This window comes from Brachybacterium sp. GCM10030252 (assembly GCF_042666535.1).
In the GTDB taxonomy this organism is placed as follows: Bacteria; Actinomycetota; Actinomycetes; order Actinomycetales; family Dermabacteraceae; genus Brachybacterium.
In genome coordinates, this window is record NZ_JBHTDM010000009.1 from 343,817 (window position 1) to 361,897 (window position 18,081).

An 18,081-nucleotide genomic window follows, 5' to 3' on the forward strand; every position below is an offset into this window, starting at 1 on the left:
CGGACCCGGAACGCGTGCCGACCGCGCGCGGACGCGCACGGCAGGGCATGCCGTGGGCCGAGTGGGAGCGGGGTTCTCGCGGCGCCTGTGATGTGCACGGGCACGGGTTCCGAACCGCAGACGTGGGTGGTTAGCTTGCCTCTGTAGGATTCCCGACCGGCCCTCGCCGATGTCCGGAGTGCGATGGCGGAGCACCTCGGAGTCGAGGCCGCCCGAGCGGCCCACGCCGCGCGATCACCGAACGGACTGACTCATGACCTTGTTCGCGCCCCTGCGACGGAGAGGAAGAGCGTTCCTCGCTCACCTGGCTGAACCGGAGTCGGTCACCAGCGGCCTGCAGATCCTCAAGGCAGTGGTCGCGGGCACCGCCGCGTGGTGGATCTCCGCCAATGTCCTGGGCTCCGAGCTCCCCTTCCTCGCCCCGTGGACCGCCCTGCTGACAGTGCACGCCACCGTGTACCGCTCGCTGTCTCGCGGAGCCCAGACCACCGTCGCCTCTGCCATCGGCGTCGGCCTCTCCTTCGCGATCGGTGCTGTGCTCGGCGTGAGCGTGTGGACCTTCGCCCTGGCCCTGCTGGTCGGGCTGGTCGGGGCTCGTGCCACCTGGATCCGCGACGAGGGCATCGCGATCGCGACCACGGCGATCTTCGTGCTCGGCAGCGGGTTCGGAGCCCAGCAGCCGTTGCTGAACGACCGGATCCTGGAGGTGGGGCTCGGTGTGGCCGTGGGGGTGCTGGTCAATCTCATGCTCATCCCGCCGCTGCGGGAGAGCCAGGCCGCCCGCTACGTCGACAGCATCAATCGCCGGATGGGCGAGCTGCTCGGTCAGATGGCCGAGGAGCTCTCGGAGGACTGGCAGACGGCTCACGCCGACAACTGGGTGGCCGAGACGCACGCGATGAGCGACGAGCTCACCACGGCCTGGCAGGCGGTCCGCTTCGCCCGCGAGAGCGAACGGGCCAACCCACGCCGGGGGCTGCGGCGGGCACGTGCACGGAAGAGTGGACGGAAGACCGGCGCCTCTGCGCAGAGCGAGGCCGAGAAGGCCTCTTACGAGGAGATCCTCACCCGCGTGGACGAGGGGATTTCACACCTTCGCCACCTGGCCCGGACACTGCGTGAAGCCGACTACGCCGACGGCGACTGGGATGCCGACTTCCGCGAGCGGTGGGTCGCGATCGTCCGCGACGCCGGCCGCGCCATCGCTGATCCCGACATCGAGGTGGAACCGATCGCCGACCGCCTCGAGGAGCTGACCACGGACCTGGCCGACCACACGGAGCTCCCGCGACGCTCGTGGCCGCTGTACGGGTCGCTGCTGGCGGGCATGCGCCACCTGGCCCTGATCGTCGACGACGTCGCCTCGGCGCGTGCGGCGCGCGAACAACGGGGGACGACCCCGACGGGCTGAGACGCCCGGCCACCCAGATATTGGCACGGTACGTCGAATTTCTCGGCGATTCCGCGACGCAAGCGGCCAAAGTTCGACGCGGCGGCGTGGGACAGGCCGAACGTGACCGGGCGTACGGATGCCCGTACGGACGGCCCGGTTCGGACCGCTGATCATCTCGCTATGCCTCCCCTCGCTCCGTCCCGCCATTGACCGTGACGCGTTCCACACCTAGGGTCTACTCAGGACGAGACGGTAAACGATTACTGGCACATGGGAGTGCACACGTATGAGGAAGCTCGACCACACGCAGGCCCGGCACGCCGCGATGCCGCTGGGCGGTATCGGCACAGGGAACGTTGCGATCTGCGCCGACGGGGCGCTGCGGCAATGGCAACTGCACAACGTCGGTAACCACCGCGGTGATCTGCCGGGAAGCTTCTTCGCGCTGCGTGTCCAGCACCCGGAGCCCCCGTTGAACGCCACGCGCATCCTGCAGGCGCCGCCGCCGGAGCCTCCGCCCGACGAAGCCGGCACACCACTGGTGACCGACGATCATGTGCCCCCGTGGCAGCGAGAACTCGTGGAGCGGGTGGGAGGGGCCCGCGGCACGTCTTTCCGGGCCACCTACCCCATCGCCGAGATCGATTACCACCTCGACCTCCCCCTCGAGGCCCATCTCCAGGCCTTCACACCGCTGGTACCGCTCGACGTCGACCGCAGTTCCCTGCCCGCTGCGATGTTTACCTTCACCCTCATTAGCACGGCCTCCGTGCCGATGGACGTCACGCTGGGCGCCGCGATGCAGAACCCCGTCGGGCACGACGGCCTGACAGCCCCGGACGGCGTGCACGCTGCCGGCTACGGCGGCAACACCAATCGCCTGCGCCGCCAAGGGGCCTGGACATCCCTGCTGATGGAGAACGCGGGGCTGGACCCGGTGGCCCCCGGCGCAGGATCCGCCGTCCTCTCCTGCGACGTCCCGTCGGCCGCCGCGCTGGCGCAGTGGACCGATCCCCACGAGTTCCTCGACCGCCTCGCGGCACGCACCCCCTTCGCCGAACGCACCCGCTCGGCGACCGCTGCCCACATGCCCGAGCAGCAGCCGGGCGTGCCCGCCGGCGCCACGGGCCCCAGCCCGGCCGGCAGTACCTGGAACGGCGGGCTCGCTGCCGCCGTGCACCTGGATCCGGGCGCCTCCGCGACCGTGCGCCTCGTCATCGCCTGGCACTTCCCCAACCGCTACGTGAACTTCCCCCAGCCCGGCCCGTTCGCCGAGCAGTGGGGCCCCAGTCGCTTCTGGCTCGGCAACCTCTACGCCACCCGCTATGCCGACGCGCTCGCCGTCACCGAGGAGGTCCAGGCGGACTGGGACGAGCTGGAGGCCGACACCCGTGCCTGGACCGACCTGCTCACCGACTCCACCCTGGATGAGGACTCGGCCGAACACATGGCGGCCCAGGCCGTCGTGGTCCGCAGTCCCACGTGCTTCCGCGGGGCCGACGGCACCTTTTACGGCTTCGAAGGCGTCAACGGCGCCTCCACCGGCGGTCATTCGGGTGTCGTGGGCGGCTCGTGCCCGCTGAACTGCACCCACGTATGGAACTACGCCCACGCCGTGGCCGCCCTGTTCCCGCAGCTGGAACGCTCGATGCGCGAGACCGAGCTCGACACCCTGCAGGCGCCCGACGGATCCGTGCCCCACCGGCTGATCGCCCCGACCTATCTGCCCCAGCTGTGGGACGTCCCGATCGGCGGTCCCCGGACGCCCGCCCTGGACGGGATGCTCGGCGTCATCCTGAAGACCTACCGGGAGCTGCGCTCCGGCGCCGTGGATACCGCGTGGCTCGAGCGGTACTGGGACCGGCTGCGCCTGTTGATGGCCCACATCCGCAGCACGTGGGACCCGGACGGCACCGGGGTCCTGCGCGGCATCCAGCCCAGCACCCACGACATCGACCTCACGGGCGTGAACACCTTCATGGGCACCCTGTGGCTGGCCGCGTTGCGCGCTCAGGAAGAGATGGCCCGCCTGTGCGGCGAGAACGCCTACGCCGATGAGCTGCGCGAACTGTTCGAGGGCGGCAGCAACGCCTATGACGCCCTGCTGTTCAACGGCGAGTACTACATCCAGCACCTCGAGCCGGAGGAGCAGGAGCGTGCGTTCCAATGGGGACGCGGCTGTCTCGCCGATCAGCTCATCGGCCAGTGGTGGGCCCACGAGCTCGACCTCGGCCACCTCCTGCCAGCCGAGCACGTCCGCTCTGCGCTACGCGCGATCGTCCGCCACAATCTCCGCCGTGGATTCCATGGTTTCGAGCACACCTTCCGCGTGTTCGCCGACCGCGACGACACCGGCCTGCTGGTGTGTTCCTGGCCCACCGGTGGCCGTCCCGAGGTCCCGATCCGCTACGCCGACGAGGTGTGGACCGGCACCGAGCAGCAGGTCGCCGCGCATTGCCTGCGCGAGGGCCTGACGGAGGAGGCCAGCGCGATCCTGCACGGGCTGTGGAACCGCTACGACGGTTCCCGGCGCAACCCGTTCAACCACATCGAGTGCGGAGACCACTACGTGCGTTCGATGTCCGGCTGGAGTGTGCTCGATGCGCAGACGGGACGGTCCTGGGATGCCACGACGGGGATCCTGCGCCTGACGCGACCGGCCGACGGGGCCCGGGTGCCCGTGCTGCTGGGGACCGCGTGGGGGTACGCGCGGGCAGCCCGAGCCGATGGGAGCGACGGGACCCACGAGGACGTCGAACTGGTCATGCTCGGCGGGTCCTCGCCTGTGCGGTCGGCCGGCTGGACGGTTCCGTCATGACCGTGTCGCTGCCCCCGCGCCGACCGCCGGGCAGGCGAGACGTGACCCGCCGCCGTGCCCTCGGCACGATGGGGGCCACCGGGCTTGCCTCGCTCGCGGCCCTCAGCGCCTGCGGCGGCGACCCGGGGGCCGCCACAGAGGGGGCCGGGGGAGATGCTGTCGAGTTCGTCTTCCTCGGGAACGTCAACCAGCGTGAGCAGTTCGATCAGCTCTTCGCCGCGTTCACCGAGAAGCACCCCGAGATCGACCTGCAGACGGCCGCGAAGTCGGGTTCTTGGGCCCAGTTCACCTACACGGTCGCCACGCAGATCGCCGGTGGCCAGCCGCCGGACATCATCCAGATGGCCACTGAGGGCCAGCGGCTGTTCGCCTCCAAAGGGGTCCTCGCCCCGCTGGATGATCTGATCGCCGGCGATCAGGACATCGTGGAGGACTACTACGACGACATCCACGACAACCTGCGGATATGGTCGACACAGTACGGCTCCCCGGACGGCAGCACGTACTACATGCCCGGCGGGTACAACCCCGTCGTCCAGTTCTGCAACATGGACCTTCTGACCGGCGCCGGCGTGGACCTGCCCGAGGACGGCTTCACCTGGAGCGACCTGATGGACGCCGGGAAGAAGGTCAAATCTCAGGGCGCTTTCCTCATGACCGCGGGGAACGGCTACTGGCACGATGTGCTCCCTTGGTTGACTAACAACGGCACGTCGAGCCTTGATGAGGACTGGGCCCGTGCGACGATAAATTCCCGCGAAGCGATCGAGGCCGCCGAGTTCGCGCGCGAGCTGGTGGCGAAGGGCTACGCCCCCGAACCTGGCGGGAGCTATGACGCTCCCACCCTCATGCAGCGCGGCGAACTGGCCACCTTCACGACGGCGCCTACGGCATCGTCAATGCCGACCGCATCGAGATGACCGACTCGATCCGGGTGGTGCCGTTCCCCAACAACGGCGTCCACGGTTCCCCCGTCGGCTGGGACGCCTGGGACATCACCGCCGCCTCGGAGCGGACCGACGAGGCCTGGTCCGTCATCAAGTACCTGATCTCCGCTGAGGCCGCCTCGTTCTTCGCTGAGACAGGGGGCACCATCGTCCCGGCGCGGCGCTCCGTGGCCACCAGCGATGCCTTCCTCGCCGGCGCCCCCGAAGGCAGCGAATGCCTCGTGGACGCCCTGGAGACCGCCACTCCCGTGCCCTCGCCCGAGCGTGGCCCGGAGATCCAGGACATCGTCGAGGAGGGATGGCTGCAGATCATCGCCGGCTACTCCGACGCACGCCGCCAGCTCCAGCGCACCTACGACAAGATCGGGCCGCTGCTGTCATGACCACCCACACGACCGGCACCCCACCATCCGTCCCTCAACCCGCCGGCGCCCGCCGCGCCGGCGACAGGTCTTCCGACGCCGCGTCTACCGCCCGCACCCGTCGCCGGGATCTGCGGCAGAACTGGCTGGGCTACGTGTTCCTGTCCCCGGCCGCGATCCTGTTCCTGATGTTCATCGGCGGGCCGTTCCTGGTCGCGATCGTGCTGAGCCTGTACTCGTGGGACCTGCTGACCACGCCCGAGTTCGTCGGCCTGGAGAACTTCGTCAAGCTGTTCCAGGATCCCGTTCTCGTGCAGGCCTTCGCCAACACGTTCCTGTTCGCCCTGGCCTCCGTCATCACCCACGTCGTCGGCGCGCTGCTGCTGGCGCTCGCCGTCAACGCCGTCGCCAGCCGCGTCATCTCCTACCTGGTCAGAACCGCTGTGTTCTTCCCCTTCATCATCTCCTGGGCTGCCGTGGCACTGTTGTGGCAGTACATGCTCGACCCCGGGTTCGGGCTGGTCAATCACTACATCGAGCGTGTCGGCCTGACCCCGCCGGACTGGTTCCTGGACCCCGCGTGGGCATTGCCGGCGATCATCGGCATCGACTTCTGGCACACCCTCGGATTCACCTTCATCATCATGCTGGCCGGCCTGCAGACTGTCCCAAATCAGCTGATCGAGGCGGCGAAGACCGACGGGGCGAGCCGGTGGCAGGTGTTCTGGAACGTCACCGTGCCGATGATGTCCCCGACTCTGTTCTTCGCCATGGTCGTCACCTTCATCGGGGCCTTCCAGATCTTCGATCCGGTCCAGATCATCACCGGCGGGGGCCCCGACGACGCGACTCTCACGCTCGTCATGTATCTGTACGAACAGGGCTTCCAGGCCTTCCAGATCGGCTACGCCTCCGCCGTCGCCTTCCTCGTTTTCGTGGTGATCATGGTGGTGACGCTGCTGCAATTCTGGGGCTCGAAGAAGTGGGTGTACGAACAATGACCACCGGTGCCTCCATCCCTCACGCAGCCGATGCGCCCACCGCGGCGAGCAGCTCGTCGTCGCCCGCCGGCAGGCCAGGCTGGCCGCGGCGACGCCCGCGCCCGGGCGCGATCCTGCTGAACATCGGTCTGCTGGTGTTCGCGGCGATCATGGCCGCCCCGCTGGTGTGGCTGATATCGACGAGCTTCACCGACCCCGCCGAGGCCTTCCAGATCCCGCCGAACTGGCTGCCGAAGCAACCCACACTGGCCAACGCGGCCTCGGTGGGTGAACTGATTCCCTTCGGGCAGATGGCGCTGAACAGTCTGATCGTCGCCGTCGTCACCACGGGTGGGTCCCTGATCGTCAGCGTGCTGGCGGCCTATGCCTTCTCGCGGTTTCGGTTCCGCGGCCGCTCCAGCGCCTTCATGGTCATGCTCAGCGCCATGATGGTGCCGGCGCAGCTCCTCATCATCCCGGTGTTCATCCTGATGCGAAGTCTCGGCCTCGTGGACACGCTCGTGGCACTGTGGTTGCCGGGCCTCATCCACGTGTTCTCGATCTTCTTTTTGCGGCAGTACTTCAACTCCATTCCGCGCGACCTCGACGAGGCCGCGATCATCGATGGTGCCGGGCATCTGTGGATCCTCTTCCGGATGCTGGTGCCCCTGTCCGGACCGGCTCTCTCGGCGCTGGCGATCCTCGTGTTCGAAGCCTCCTGGAACAACTACTTCGCACCGCTGATCTTCATCAGTACTCCGGAGAACATGACGTTGCCGCTGGGCCTGGTGACCCTGCAGGACGCGCAGGCCGGAGCGGCGCCGGCCACCTTGTTCGCCGCGATGACCATGATCGTCGTGCCGGTGCTGATCATCTTCTTGATCTTCCAGCGACAGTTCGTGGCCAGCATCGCCACGGCCGGGCTGAAGGGCTGAGATGGGTGCGGGACGCAGGCGGGGAGCGGCCGGTCTCGGTGAGGCGGATGCCCGTGAGGCCGGCCGCGGGGCCGGATTGCCCGAGCGTCCAGGCCGTAGGGGCGCCGACGGCGGAGATGTAGATCTGCGCGCAGCCCTGCGCCGAGCGTGGGCGAGTCTGCCGGTTCTGTTGCTGGGCAGTGCCCTGGTCACCCTGGCGGCGCTCGCGACGGTAGGGGCCGGACGTGTGGGTCTGCTTCCTGCATTGTCGCTGGCGTTAGTGGTCGTTCCGCCGCCGCTCATGGCGCTGGTCGGTGTGTGCTGCGAGATCGTCGACGAGGCCGAGCCCTCTTTCTCGGGTCTTCTCGGACATCTGCGGCGCCTGACTGTTCCGGCGATCGGCATCTGTGCGGTGCCCCTGATACTTGCCGGGCTGACGATGACGGCACTGCTCGCCTACGGGCGCGGTGGCGGAGCCGTCATGCTCGTCCCGGCCGCTTTCGGGGCTACCGCCACCGTGATGGCGCTGGTCTGTGCTCTGGTGCTGCTGCCGATGCGCGCGAGCGCTGCGGGGATGACGGGCCGACGCGTCCGGTTGGTGAATCCGCATCTCTGGCTGCTGAGCCTGCACCTCGCGGCCCGAACACCGTTGCCATTCCTCGCAGCTGCGGTCGTCGGCGGCCTGGGAATCGCCCTGTCCCTCACGGTCTCCAACTCGCTGTTCCTGCTGGTGCCTGCTCCGTTCGCCTTTGTGGTGGCCGCCGCATCAAAAATGGCGCCCGGGGCGCCGGAAATCGTGGACAGGCGGATTCCGTAGCCCCGGAGGAGTGAAGAGATCCACCCCCGACAGCCCCTGACTCGGCGCGCGGCGAGCACCGCATCATTGTCGTCGGAGGGGCGTCGTCGACATTCGCCCTGTCGCGCGGCTGATCGCCGCAGCAGCCCAGCATTGGCACACGACGTCGCATGTTTGGACGATTCTGCGACGCCAGTGGCCAAAGTTCGACGGGGCGGAGGCTGTATCGGTGCGTCGGCGGCATGACGGCCGGACAGCTTCGGTCCGCACCGTCGGGGATGCTGCACGACATGGATGAGAACAGGTCACCGGACCCGCTGGTCATCGCCGACCGCGCGGCCTGGCGCGGATGGCTGGACCACCACGAGCACACCTGTGACGGCGTCTGGCTGCTGCTGGCGAAGAAGGAGCGGGACTCGCCGACGACGCTGACCTACGAGGAGGCCCTCGACGAAGCACTGTGCAGCGGCTGGATCGATGGCCAGCGCACCACTTACGACGAGCGCAGCTTCCGGCAGCGATTCACGCCGCGGCGGACCCGGTCGATTTGGTCCCAGCGCAACGTCGTGATCGTCGCGCGACTGGCCGACGAGGGCCGGATGCGCGAGCGCGGCCAGGCGGAGATCGACCGGGCGAAGGCCGACGGGCGCTGGGAACGCGCCTACGCCGGCCCCGCCACGGCCGAACCCCCGCCGGATCTCCTCGCCGCGCTGGCCGCGGCGCCCGAGGCTCAGGCAGCGTTCGAGCAGCTCACGCGCTCGGCCCGGTTCTCCGCGCTGAGCCCGATCCTCACCGCGGCCACGGAGCGCACTCGCCAGCGCAGGATCGCCGCGCTGATCGCCCGCCTCACCTCCGGATGAGCGTCTCGCTCAGCTCCCAGAGCCGGCGAGCCGAGGCCGGATCGACCGCGTGCGGCACCACGGTGGTCTCGGGAGCGGTCATGTCGATCGGCTGAGGATCCAGGTCGAGCTCGGAGATGTCGTTGTCCTTGAGGTAGACGCCCCCGATCTCCGCGAGCAACGGGCTGGTCGCCGTGAACACGCTGGTGCTGGCGCCCTGCTGGAGCGTCTTCTTCTCGTGCTCGGGGTCGATGATCTGCTGGCCGTGCTCGTCGATCAGCCCCTGCGCGCGCAGCGCCTCGGAGTCCATCCCGCCGCTGGCGGTCGCCCCCGGAGCCCGGGCCGGGCCCAGGCTCGTGGTGACGATGATGCCGGGGTGGACGGCGTAGCCGCGGATCCCGTCGGCCGCCCATCGACGGTCGAGCTCGACGGCGAAGAGCACGTTCGCGGTCTTGGACTGCCCGTAACCGAGCAGACCCATCTCGTCGTAGCCCGATTCGAAGTGGGGGTCCTCCCAGCGGATGCCGGAGAGCCGGTGCCCGCCGGAGGTCACGTTGACCACGCGGGCACCCCCGGCCGCGCGCAGTGCCGGCAGCAGTGCGAGGGTGAGCTGGAAGTGGCCGAGGTGGTTGGTGGAGAACTGGGACTCGTAGCCGCGCGCGTCCCGCACCAGGGGCCCGGCCATGAGCCCGGCGTTGTTCAGCAGCACGTGCAGGGGGCGGCCGGTGGCGAGGTAACGCTCGGCGAAGGCGTCGATCGAGTCCGGATCCATGAGGTCGAGCCGGCTGGTCTCGACCCGGTCGATGCCTGCGAGCTTCGCCGCGGCCGCTTCTGGATCGCGGGAGCCGACGGTGACGGAGGCGCCGGCCGCGCTCAGGGCGCGGGTGGTCTCGCGGCCGATGCCGTGGTGACCGCCGGTGACGACGACGTGGGTGCCGGTGAGGTCCCGACCGGCGAGGACGTCGTCGGCCGTATTCGCAGCGGTGAAGCCGCTGCCGAGGGGGCGCTGCTTATCGAGGACGGACTGGGGGAGCTGGATGTCGGTGGCCTGTGCGGCGGGTATCTGTGTGGTCATGTCTCCACTGTGCGGCGAGTGCGGCGAACTCTGAATACTTGTCAGTCCGGATTTCTTGCGCGAGAGTACGGGCATGCGCCCTGATCATCTGTCCCAGGTCTTCGATGTCGTCGACGTGCGGGGCGTCCTCTCGGGCGGCTTCGCGGTGCAGGGACCGTGGGTCTCCAGGGCGCCGATCGAGGGCCTGAAGTTCTTCGCGCTCGTCAGCGGACGAGCTCACGTCCTGGCCGACGGGCTGACCGAGCCGCTCGAGGTGGGCGCGGGTGATGTCCTCCTGCTCAACGAGAGCCGCTGGTTCGAGGCATGGGGCGGGGAGGGCGCCGGGCCCCGACGCGAGATGGTGCCGGAGGAGGGCTTCTCCACGGCTCGCTTCACCCCGGCCGGCGGCCTTCACGACGTGCTGGTCGGCGGGCACGTCGAACTGAGCCCGGCCGGCCGGACGCTGCTGACGAGCGCACTGCCGCAAGTGGCGCATGTGCACGGGACCGGCCCGTCGGCCACGAACCTCCGCGGCAGCGTGCACCGGATGTTCCTCGAGGTCGCGACCGACCGGATCGGCTCCGCCTTCGCGATGCGCCAGCACGGCCAGCTGCTGCTGCTCGAGATGCTTCGCGCCTATGTCGAGCAGGACGAGCTGCTGCCCGGCTGGCTGCGACTGCTGACCGACGAGCGTCTGCGCCCGGCGGTGAGTCTCCTGCACGACGAGCCCGGCCGGGCCTGGGGCCTGGCCGAGCTCGCCCGTGCCGCGGCGATGTCCCGCACGACCTTCGCCGAACGTTTCCGGGCGGTCGCCGGCATGCCGCCCTTGGCCTACCTCAGCCGCTGGCGGATGCTGCTGGCCCAGCACGCACTGCGCGAGGCCGGGACCCGCATCTCCGTGCTCGCCCGCGAGCTCGGCTACTCCTCCGAGAGCGCCTTCAGTGCCGCTTTCAAACGTGAGGTGGGGATGGCGCCGAGGACGTTCCGGCAGGGCCTCACCCCGCCACGAGTGGCATGAGTATCGGGACCCCGCTCCTCTGCCGGGTCGGGGATGGGGCCCTGCGCGTCTTTCGGCGACGGGACGAGCGGAGCGTGCGCGCTGCGTGTCGCGGCGAGATCGACGACGACGCACCGGAGGGATCGCGAGCTCGGGCAATGCTCGGCGCATGAACTTGTCGAAGTGCGGCACCGTGCACGCGGCGTCACCGTGTGCCGGTCCTTTGGGAGCTTAGTCGACTTTATGGATGACAGATCAAGCTACCCAAAGACGAGGACGTGTCAGTCGTGGCGAGAGCAATGGGTTGCACCGACCACGCTCAGCGTCGCGGTCGCCTCGGATCGTCAAGCGTCCATCCGCCGAGGGGGCTGCCGTGAACTCCACGCCCACCCCATCGAGTACGCCCAGGCGAGGACGTGCCGCAGCGAAGTGCCTAGAGCGCCCCGTACGGCGATGTCCCGGGTCCTCGCGAGCGGCACGGGCAGCGGGCGCCCCAGTGCCGTATTGGCATACGCGAGGAGCCCGGCGGTGCGGGCACGGCGCCGGCAGCGCCTCGCGAACGCCTGCCAGGCGGCGCTGCTGTGGAGCGGCCCGTCTGTCGCGGTCGTTGCTCGCAGCAGGACCGGCACGACATCGAGGGCGTCGAGCCAACCGAGTGTGATGCCCTGTCCGCCGATCGGGCTGATCTCGTGGGCGGCGTCCCCGATCAGCGCCCCGCTGCAGCTGACCAGGCGTCTCGCAGTGCGTCGGCGCACTGTGAATGCGCTGATCATCGTCGCCGACTCCGGGTCCAGCTGCACCCCGGTGCGTTCGCGGACCTTCTCGACCAGGGCGGCGGCTGTGGCCGCAGATGGGGGAGCGGGCCCCATGTGCACGACCCAGCGGCGACGTCCGTCGGGCAGCGGGAAGGATTCGACGACGCCGCCCGGTTCGAGGTGGATGAAGGCATTGCGGCAGACGCGCTCGCCGACCGGATCAGCGAGGTCGCCCATGAGATAGGCGTCGGGGTACTGCGAGCCGGTGGCGCCGATGCCGAGGAGATCGCGTACTCGGCCGTGGGCTCCGTCGGCCCCCACGATGACGCGGGTACGGAGCACGGCGGGCACTGACTGGTCGCGGGGCTGCGCGGTCACCTCGACTCCGCTGGTCGTCTCCTGCAGTGACGTCACCTCCCAGCCGCGCCGCAGCGCCTCGGGAGCGAGTTCGACCAGACGGCTCTCCAGGAGCTTCTCGGTGCGGCTCTGCGGCACGCTGAGCACGAACGGCCGGTTCGGCCAGGCCTGCGCGAAGTGCAGCTGGCCGAGGTCGTGCCCACGGCTGCGCGCAACGCCGCGCCTGATGCGTGAACCGGAGGCCATCGCGGCACTCTCCAGACCCACCATCTCTAGCGCCGCCAGCGCCGGAGGATGCAGGCCGATGCCGCGGGAGTGTGCGCTGGGGGCGGCGCGGCGCTCCAGCACGAGCACGTCGACGTCGCGGGCCGCAAGGAGACAGGCGAGGAACAGGCCCGTCGGCCCGCCGCCGACGATCAGCACGTCGCAGTTCAGCGGCGGTTGCCGGTCCGTCGGCCCATCCCCGCCGGATGCCGTCCGTTCCGGCGCGGTCATTGCCGGGGAACGTCGTGGGTCAGCAGCAGGCGCCATGGGCCCAGCTCGCTCACATCCCAGCCTTCGGGCGCGAGGGCGCCCAGTTCGGCGGCGGTGAAGCTGCGGCGGATCGAGATCAGCCCGTCCTCCCGGATGAAGGAGCCGGGGAAGAAGGGCCAGGTGCCCACCGAGAACAGGGCGTAGGCGAGGCGATCGCGCTGGATGTCGCTGTGGACCACCGCGGTGCGGGCCAGTCGCCGGGAATCGGCCAGCAGGTCCCGCAACCCGGCGTCCTCGAGGTGGTGGAGCAGGTGGTTGGAGACCACCAGGTCGAACTCCGCACCCTCGGTGACCAGGTCGGAGGAGAGGGCCCGTCGGAAGCGCACGCCTTCGACGGGCCGCTGACGCATCGCCCAGGCGTGCGCCCGCGGGTCGGGATCGATGCCGGTCACGCGCAGGTCGAAGCCGTCGCGGCGCGCCCAGCGGGCCAGGGCCCGGGCGAGGTCCCCGCCGCCGCTGCCGATGTCCAGCAGCGTGGTGGGACTCGCGCGGTGCAGTCGCGGGCGCAGGTGCCGGCGGTAGGTCGTGCGCCAGCCGGTGACCAGGGAGTTGATGACGCGGAACTGGGCGTAGGTGCGCTCGAGCCGGCGCAGATCGCAGTCCGGGTCGTCCATGCGCTCGGCGGCGTGGCGGTCTCGCTCGGTCAGGTCTGGCACGCGGAGCCGCTCCGGCATGCGAGGGCGCTGCGCCGCGCGAGAACGACCGGAGACGCGGGGTCGACCAGGCACGCGCGGCGCCGTCACGGGTGGATGCTCAGTGCGGCGTCGGTCAGGGCGCCGGTCCCGGGCTCGGGCGCGGAGGCGGCGACGGGGGCGCCGATCGTGGTCAGCAGGGCCGTCTCGACCGTCAGCCCGGGACCGAATGCCATGGAGCACACGCGCTCCTCGGCGCCGGGGGCGGCCTCGTCCAGGATCCGGCGCAGCACGAACATCACGGTGGCGCTGGACATGTTGCCGAAGTCCCGCAGCGTCTCGCGGGCGGGGACCAGCTGGCTCTCGTCCAGCTCGAGCTTGGCCTCGACCTTGTCCAGGATGCTGCGGCCGCCCGGATGGATCGCCCAGCGCTCGATCTCCCGGTAGGGCCGCTGCGCCACCGACGGGTCGTGGGCGAGCAGCGGGATCAGGGCGCCGGTGATGTGCTCGTCGATGATGTGCGGGACGTAGGTGCCCAGCACCATCTCGAAGCCGTTGTCACCGATGTTCCAGGCCATGGACTCTTCGCCCACGGGGGTCAGCACGGTCTCGAAGTGGTCCAGCTGCAGCAGCGGCGAGCTGTGGGGGAGGTCCTTGCCGGTGATGATCGCGGCGGCGGCGCCGTCGCCGAACAGTGAGGAGCCGACGATGGTGTCGGGATCGTTCGAGGTGCGCACGTGCAGCGTGCACAGTTCGACGGTGGCGACCAGCACCACGGCGTCGGGATCGGCCCGGCAGATGGTCTGGGCCTGGCGCAGCGCGGGCAGGGCGGCGTAGCAGCCCATGAATCCCAGGTGGTAGCGCTGGACGGAGGGTTCCAGGCCGAGCGCGCGCACGATGCGGTAATCCGGCCCCGGCGCGAAGAACCCGGTGCAGGAGACGGTGATGACGTGGGTGACGTCGGCCCGCTCGATGCCTTCGGCGACCTCGAGGGCGGCGGCCGCGACGCCGGTGTACAGCTCGGTGGCCTCGCGGGCGAAGATCTCGTTGCGGGTACCGGTGGTGGGGTTCAGGAACCGGCCGGTGCCGACCTCGAAGAACACGGGCTCCTCATCGGCCGACGGGCCGTCCCATTCGGAGATGGCGCTGTAGCGGCGCTCGATCCCGGAGGAGTTGAACGAGGTGGCCACCAGGCGCTGGCCGAGGCGGCTCAGGTCGGGCTGGGCGGCGAAGACGTCGCGGACGTCGTCCTGGGCGAGCTCGGTGGAGGGGACTGCGACTTCCAGGGACCGGAGAGTGACCGTCATGGTTCATTGTCGGGCCGGGAGCGGGGGAGGGGCAATGGTCTGAACGGATGGTCGCTCCCGGCCCTGGTTCGTGAGAGGCCTTGGCCGGAGCAACGGCCCGGCACGGGTCAGGTGGCGGCCACCCATGCATGATGGGTCCGCTGCCACCCCGATAGGGCGTGCTCGAGCTCGGCGGTGAGGGTGGGCGCGTCTGCGGAGATATCCCGTGTCTCTGCCGGATCGAGGTCGAGGTCGAACACCGCCCGGGAGACCGTGATCGGAGGATCCATACCCTCCCGCGCTCCGATGACCAGCTTGTATCGACCGCGGCGCACCGCCCACTGGTCCTCGTACGTCCACATCACCGTGCGCTCCTGGGATGCCTCGTCGCCGGGCCCGGTCGTCTCCGCGGGGCCGGGCTCGGTCGCGGCAGGTTCCGCTCGGCCATGGCCCGGGGCTTCTGCGTCGTGCACCCGGTCCGCACCGCGCAGTGTCTCCAGCTGGGAGACCCCGTCGACGTCCGCCAACTCGGGCTCGGCACCGTCGACCGCATGCAGGATCGTCGGCAGCAGGTCCATCATGAGGCCCGGACGGTTGACCTCGGTGCCGGCCGGCAATCGGGCGGGCCAGGCCGCGATGCTCGGGACCCGGGTGCCGCCCTCGAACACGGAGCCCTTGGAGCCGCGCAGTCCGCCCGCGGAGCCTCCTGTGTAGGAGATCTCCTCACCGCCCAGCCAGTTTCGGCTCTCGCGCGAGGGTCCGTTGTCGGAGGAGAAGACCACCAGCGTGTTCTCCCGGGCGCCGGCGGACTCCAGTGCTGCCAGGATCTCGCCCACGGCATCGTCGAGGGCCGCGATCATGGCGGCCATCTCGCGCCGGCCCTCAGGAAGGTGGGCGACGCGGGCCATGTGCTCGGCCGGGGCGTGCATCGGATAGTGCGGAGCGTTGAAGGGCACGTAGCAGAAGAAGGGATTCCGGGGCGCCTGGCGGGCGATGAACTCCGCCGCGCGGCGACCGAGGACGGTGGTGAGGTACTCGCCGTTGAGCCAGACCTCGTCCTCGCCGTCCCACAGATCGTGGACGGGATCGTGATCGCCCCAGTAGAAGATGTGCGAGTAGTAGTCCACGCAGCCGGCCCTGATGCCGAAGACCTCGTCGAAACCGTAGTTTCCCGGCGCATACTCGGCGTCGACCCCGAGGTGCCACTTGCCGAACAGGCCTGTGGCGTAGCCGCGATCACGCAGGAGCGAGGCCATGGTCTCCTGCGGAGGAAGGCCGGGGGTGTCCCGGCGGCCTCCCAGGATCTCCTCGACCCCGGCGTGCGCCGGGTACTTACCGGTCAGCAGCGAGGCCCGCGAAGGCGAGCAGACGGGAGAATTCGCGTACCACTGGGACAGCTTCACCCCGTCAGCGCACAGGGAATCCAGATGCGGGCTCGGGATGTCCTCGGAGCCGAAGCAGCCGAGGTCTCCCCAGCCCAGGTCGTCCGCGTAGAGGACGATGACGTTCGGGCGGGGATCGACGGGACGAGGGTCGACGGGGCGCTGGCCGTCCTGAGGGCGGTCGGCGGTCATGATCACTCCTTGAGAGCGCCGGCGGTCATACCGGCGACGAGTCGGCGCTGCAACAGCGAGAACAGCACGATGGTGGGAAGTGCGGCGACCACGGAGGCAGCCATCACCACGCCCCAGTCGGTGCCGTACTCCCCGAACAGGCCGGCGATGCCTACCTGCACGGTCTTGACGGATTCGCTGGTGAGGAACACCTGGGCGAAGAGGAACTCATCCCACATGGCGATGAACGCGGTGACGGCCACGGTGACCACGCCGGGCCACACCAGCGGCGCGATCACCCGAGTGATGACGGTGAGGGTCGAGGCGCCGTCGATCCGTGCGGCCTCGTCCAGGGTGCGTGGCACGGAGTTGAGGAACCCGGTCATGAGCAGCGCCGCCAGGGGCGTGGTCATCGCGACGTAGACGATGATCAGCCCCGCGTACGAGTTCAGCAGGCGCAGCTCCGCGAAGACCAGGTACACCGGCGTGATGAGCACGACGAACGGCAGCAACTGCGTGGCCACCAGCACCAGCATCACAGCTGGCCTGCCGCGGAACGCGAAACGTGACAGTGCGAAGCCGGCCAGCGTCGCGATGGCCACCGTGATCACGGTGCCGACGCTGCACACCAGCAGGCTGTTGGGCAGGTACCTGCCGAAGTTCGTGGCCTCGAACAGTCGTGCGTAGGAATCCAGGCTCAGGTCGGACAGTGCGTTCGACCAGGTCACGCCCTGCGAGATCTCCTGGACCGGTCGCAGCGAGCTGTACAGCATCCACGCCACAGGGAAGAGGATCACCGCCAGCACCACGGCGAAGGGCGCCAGGAACAGCAGATCACGAGGCCTGCGCGCGTCACTCGAGCGGCGCGGTCGCACCGGCCGAGCAGCGGAAGCTCTGGAAGATGCCGTCCGTGTCATCGCGTCTCCTCCCGGTCCGAGGTCAGGCGCATGTAGGCGACAGCGAAGACCGCCATGATCGCGGTCATGACCAGGCCGATCGCGGCGCCTGCGCCGAGCTCGTTGTCGAAGAACGCGGCGTTGTACAGCTCGGTGGCCAGCACCGCCGTGTATCGGCCGGGGCCGCCGCCGGTGGTCAGCCATACATAGACGAAGTTGTTGAACGTCTGGATCACGGTCACCAGCACCACGATGGTGATCACCGGTCGCAGGCCGGGCAGGGTGACGCTGCGGAAGGAGGTCCAGCGACCGGCACCGTCCACCGAGGCGGCCTCGTACTGCTCGGACGGAATCGACTGCAGTCCGGCCATCAGGACCATCACCACGAACGGCAGCTCACGCCAGACGATGATCGCCACGATCGACCACCACACGGTGCTGGTCTGTGCGAGGAACGGGATCCCGTTCTCGACCAGGCCCAGTCCGGTCAGCGCCTGGTTCAGAACTCCCGAGCTGCCATCGAGGATCCATCGCCAGGCGGCGATGGCGACCACCTGCGGCACCATCCACGGGATGAGGATGATCGTGCGGGACACCCCACGCAGCTTCCAGCGCCGCAGGACGGGGGACTGCAGCGCGAGCGCCAGGGCGAGCCCTATCAGCAGTCGCAGCACCACTGTCATGGCCGTCAGCCAGACCACGGTGTTGACCGCGGCTCCGCCGAAGTCGCCATTGCTCCACAGCTCCGAGAAGTTCTCCGCACCCACCCATTCGCCGTCGCGGGGGGATTGGTACGGCGAGAGGCTCTGGAAGGCCAGGACCACGTTGTAGACCGAGGGAACGAGGAACAGAAGGGCGATGACGGCCAGCGCCGGCGTGCTGAGCAGGTACGGCTGCAGCGGTCGGGCAGCTCGTCGCGTGGGAGGGCGTGAGTCCTTCTGCGCGGGTGCGGACGGCGGTGCCATGCG

General features: G+C 69.5%; 16 protein-coding genes. 9 read left to right on the top strand and 7 right to left on the bottom strand.

The genetic code is table 11. From position 1 onward, the window contains the following. Window positions 1-253 precede the first annotated feature (253 nt). The 8 genes from ACFQRJ_RS10210 (at window position 254) to ACFQRJ_RS10245 (ending at window position 9,070) form a co-directional block, all read left to right on the top strand. Window positions 254-1,411, top strand: coding sequence for an aromatic acid exporter family protein (locus ACFQRJ_RS10210; protein WP_377018936.1), 1,158 nt, complete (start codon window positions 254-256; stop codon window positions 1,409-1,411). A 268-nt stretch (window positions 1,412-1,679) separates the two neighbouring features. Continuing rightward, complete coding sequence (locus ACFQRJ_RS10215) at window positions 1,680-4,211, top strand: GH116 family glycosyl hydrolase (RefSeq protein WP_377018937.1); 2,532 nt, start codon at window positions 1,680-1,682, stop codon at window positions 4,209-4,211. Beyond that, window positions 4,208-5,131: an ABC transporter substrate-binding protein gene (locus ACFQRJ_RS10220; RefSeq protein ID WP_377018939.1), complete on the top strand. Its 924-nt coding sequence runs from the start codon at window positions 4,208-4,210 to the stop codon at window positions 5,129-5,131. Before ACFQRJ_RS10215 ends, ACFQRJ_RS10220 begins: the two co-directional genes overlap by 4 nt. After that, on the top strand, window positions 5,128-5,541 hold the full coding sequence (locus tag ACFQRJ_RS10225) for a hypothetical protein (protein ID WP_377018940.1): 414 nt from the start codon (window positions 5,128-5,130) through the stop codon (window positions 5,539-5,541). The genes ACFQRJ_RS10220 and ACFQRJ_RS10225 overlap by 4 nt, the downstream gene beginning before the upstream one ends. Beyond that, complete coding sequence (locus tag ACFQRJ_RS10230) at window positions 5,538-6,521, top strand: carbohydrate ABC transporter permease (RefSeq protein ID WP_377018941.1); 984 nt, start codon at window positions 5,538-5,540, stop codon at window positions 6,519-6,521. Before ACFQRJ_RS10225 ends, ACFQRJ_RS10230 begins: the two co-directional genes overlap by 4 nt. Continuing rightward, the gene (locus ACFQRJ_RS10235; RefSeq protein ID WP_377018942.1) at window positions 6,518-7,435 is read left to right on the top strand and encodes a carbohydrate ABC transporter permease; all 918 of its coding nucleotides are present in this window, start codon (window positions 6,518-6,520) and stop codon (window positions 7,433-7,435) included. The genes ACFQRJ_RS10230 and ACFQRJ_RS10235 overlap by 4 nt, the downstream gene beginning before the upstream one ends. Before the next feature lie 169 nt (window positions 7,436-7,604). After that, window positions 7,605-8,231 carry a hypothetical protein gene (locus tag ACFQRJ_RS10240; protein WP_377018944.1) on the top strand — a complete coding sequence of 209 codons (627 nt, stop codon included), beginning with the start codon at window positions 7,605-7,607 and terminating at the stop codon, window positions 8,229-8,231. A gap of 269 nt (window positions 8,232-8,500) precedes the next feature. Then, entirely contained in the window at window positions 8,501-9,070 is a 570-nt protein-coding gene (locus ACFQRJ_RS10245; RefSeq protein WP_377018945.1) for a YdeI family protein, read from the top strand. Here the strand turns inward: ACFQRJ_RS10245 and ACFQRJ_RS10250 are convergent. Next, entirely contained in the window at window positions 9,057-10,124 is a 1,068-nt protein-coding gene (locus ACFQRJ_RS10250) for an SDR family NAD(P)-dependent oxidoreductase (protein ID WP_377018946.1), read from the bottom strand. The two genes, ACFQRJ_RS10245 and ACFQRJ_RS10250, sit on opposite strands and share 14 nt — an antisense overlap. A 73-nt stretch (window positions 10,125-10,197) precedes the next feature. On the opposite strand from ACFQRJ_RS10250, the gene ACFQRJ_RS10255 reads away from it, so the two are divergent. Then, window positions 10,198-11,121 (top strand): AraC family transcriptional regulator, encoded by a 924-nt coding sequence (locus tag ACFQRJ_RS10255; protein ID WP_377018947.1) that lies wholly within the window; start codon window positions 10,198-10,200, stop codon window positions 11,119-11,121. A gap of 323 nt (window positions 11,122-11,444) precedes the next feature. On the opposite strand, the gene ACFQRJ_RS10260 is transcribed toward ACFQRJ_RS10255, so the two are convergent. From ACFQRJ_RS10260 to ACFQRJ_RS10285, 6 genes are all read right to left on the bottom strand, one after another. Then, window positions 11,445-12,707 carry an FAD-dependent oxidoreductase gene (locus ACFQRJ_RS10260; protein WP_377018948.1) on the bottom strand — a complete coding sequence of 421 codons (1,263 nt, stop codon included), beginning with the start codon at window positions 12,705-12,707 and terminating at the stop codon, window positions 11,445-11,447. Continuing rightward, window positions 12,704-13,402: a class I SAM-dependent methyltransferase gene (locus tag ACFQRJ_RS10265; protein WP_377018949.1), complete on the bottom strand. Its 699-nt coding sequence runs from the start codon at window positions 13,400-13,402 to the stop codon at window positions 12,704-12,706. The genes ACFQRJ_RS10260 and ACFQRJ_RS10265 overlap by 4 nt, the downstream gene beginning before the upstream one ends. Window positions 13,403-13,485: 83 nt before the next feature. Continuing rightward, the gene (locus ACFQRJ_RS10270; RefSeq protein ID WP_377018951.1) at window positions 13,486-14,685 is read right to left on the bottom strand and encodes a type III polyketide synthase; all 1,200 of its coding nucleotides are present in this window, start codon (window positions 14,683-14,685) and stop codon (window positions 13,486-13,488) included. 107 nt (window positions 14,686-14,792) lie between these two features. Then, on the bottom strand, window positions 14,793-16,238 hold the full coding sequence (locus tag ACFQRJ_RS10275) for a sulfatase-like hydrolase/transferase (RefSeq protein WP_377018952.1): 1,446 nt from the start codon (window positions 16,236-16,238) through the stop codon (window positions 14,793-14,795). A gap of 2 nt (window positions 16,239-16,240) precedes the next feature. Beyond that, a complete protein-coding gene (locus ACFQRJ_RS10280) occupies window positions 16,241-17,092 on the bottom strand; it encodes a carbohydrate ABC transporter permease (RefSeq protein ID WP_377018953.1) in 852 nt (283 codons plus the stop codon). 38 nt (window positions 17,093-17,130) lie between these two features. Further along, on the bottom strand, window positions 17,131-18,078 hold the full coding sequence (locus ACFQRJ_RS10285) for a carbohydrate ABC transporter permease (protein WP_377018954.1): 948 nt from the start codon (window positions 18,076-18,078) through the stop codon (window positions 17,131-17,133). Window positions 18,079-18,081 lie beyond the last annotated feature (3 nt).

What these genes read in the sequence shown, in the direction of transcription:
- ACFQRJ_RS10210 (WP_377018936.1), top strand. Translation starts at nt 254, where the DNA reads ATGACCTTGTTCGCGCCCCTGCGACGGAGAGGAAGAGCGTTCCTCGCT.
- ACFQRJ_RS10215 (WP_377018937.1), top strand. Translation starts at nt 1,680, where the DNA reads ATGAGGAAGCTCGACCACACGCAGGCCCGGCACGCCGCGATGCCGCTG.
- ACFQRJ_RS10220 (WP_377018939.1), top strand. Translation starts at nt 4,208, where the DNA reads ATGACCGTGTCGCTGCCCCCGCGCCGACCGCCGGGCAGGCGAGACGTG.
- ACFQRJ_RS10225 (WP_377018940.1), top strand. Translation starts at nt 5,128, where the DNA reads ATGACCGACTCGATCCGGGTGGTGCCGTTCCCCAACAACGGCGTCCAC.
- ACFQRJ_RS10230 (WP_377018941.1), top strand. Translation starts at nt 5,538, where the DNA reads ATGACCACCCACACGACCGGCACCCCACCATCCGTCCCTCAACCCGCC.
- ACFQRJ_RS10235 (WP_377018942.1), top strand. Translation starts at nt 6,518, where the DNA reads ATGACCACCGGTGCCTCCATCCCTCACGCAGCCGATGCGCCCACCGCG.
- ACFQRJ_RS10245 (WP_377018945.1), top strand. Translation starts at nt 8,501, where the DNA reads ATGGATGAGAACAGGTCACCGGACCCGCTGGTCATCGCCGACCGCGCG.
- ACFQRJ_RS10250 (WP_377018946.1), bottom strand. Translation starts at nt 10,124, where the DNA reads ATGACCACACAGATACCCGCCGCACAGGCCACCGACATCCAGCTCCCC.
- ACFQRJ_RS10255 (WP_377018947.1), top strand. Translation starts at nt 10,198, where the DNA reads ATGCGCCCTGATCATCTGTCCCAGGTCTTCGATGTCGTCGACGTGCGG.
- ACFQRJ_RS10260 (WP_377018948.1), bottom strand. Translation starts at nt 12,707, where the DNA reads ATGACCGCGCCGGAACGGACGGCATCCGGCGGGGATGGGCCGACGGAC.
- ACFQRJ_RS10270 (WP_377018951.1), bottom strand. Translation starts at nt 14,685, where the DNA reads ATGACGGTCACTCTCCGGTCCCTGGAAGTCGCAGTCCCCTCCACCGAG.
- ACFQRJ_RS10275 (WP_377018952.1), bottom strand. Translation starts at nt 16,238, where the DNA reads ATGACCGCCGACCGCCCTCAGGACGGCCAGCGCCCCGTCGACCCTCGT.
- ACFQRJ_RS10285 (WP_377018954.1), bottom strand. Translation starts at nt 18,078, where the DNA reads ATGGCACCGCCGTCCGCACCCGCGCAGAAGGACTCACGCCCTCCCACG.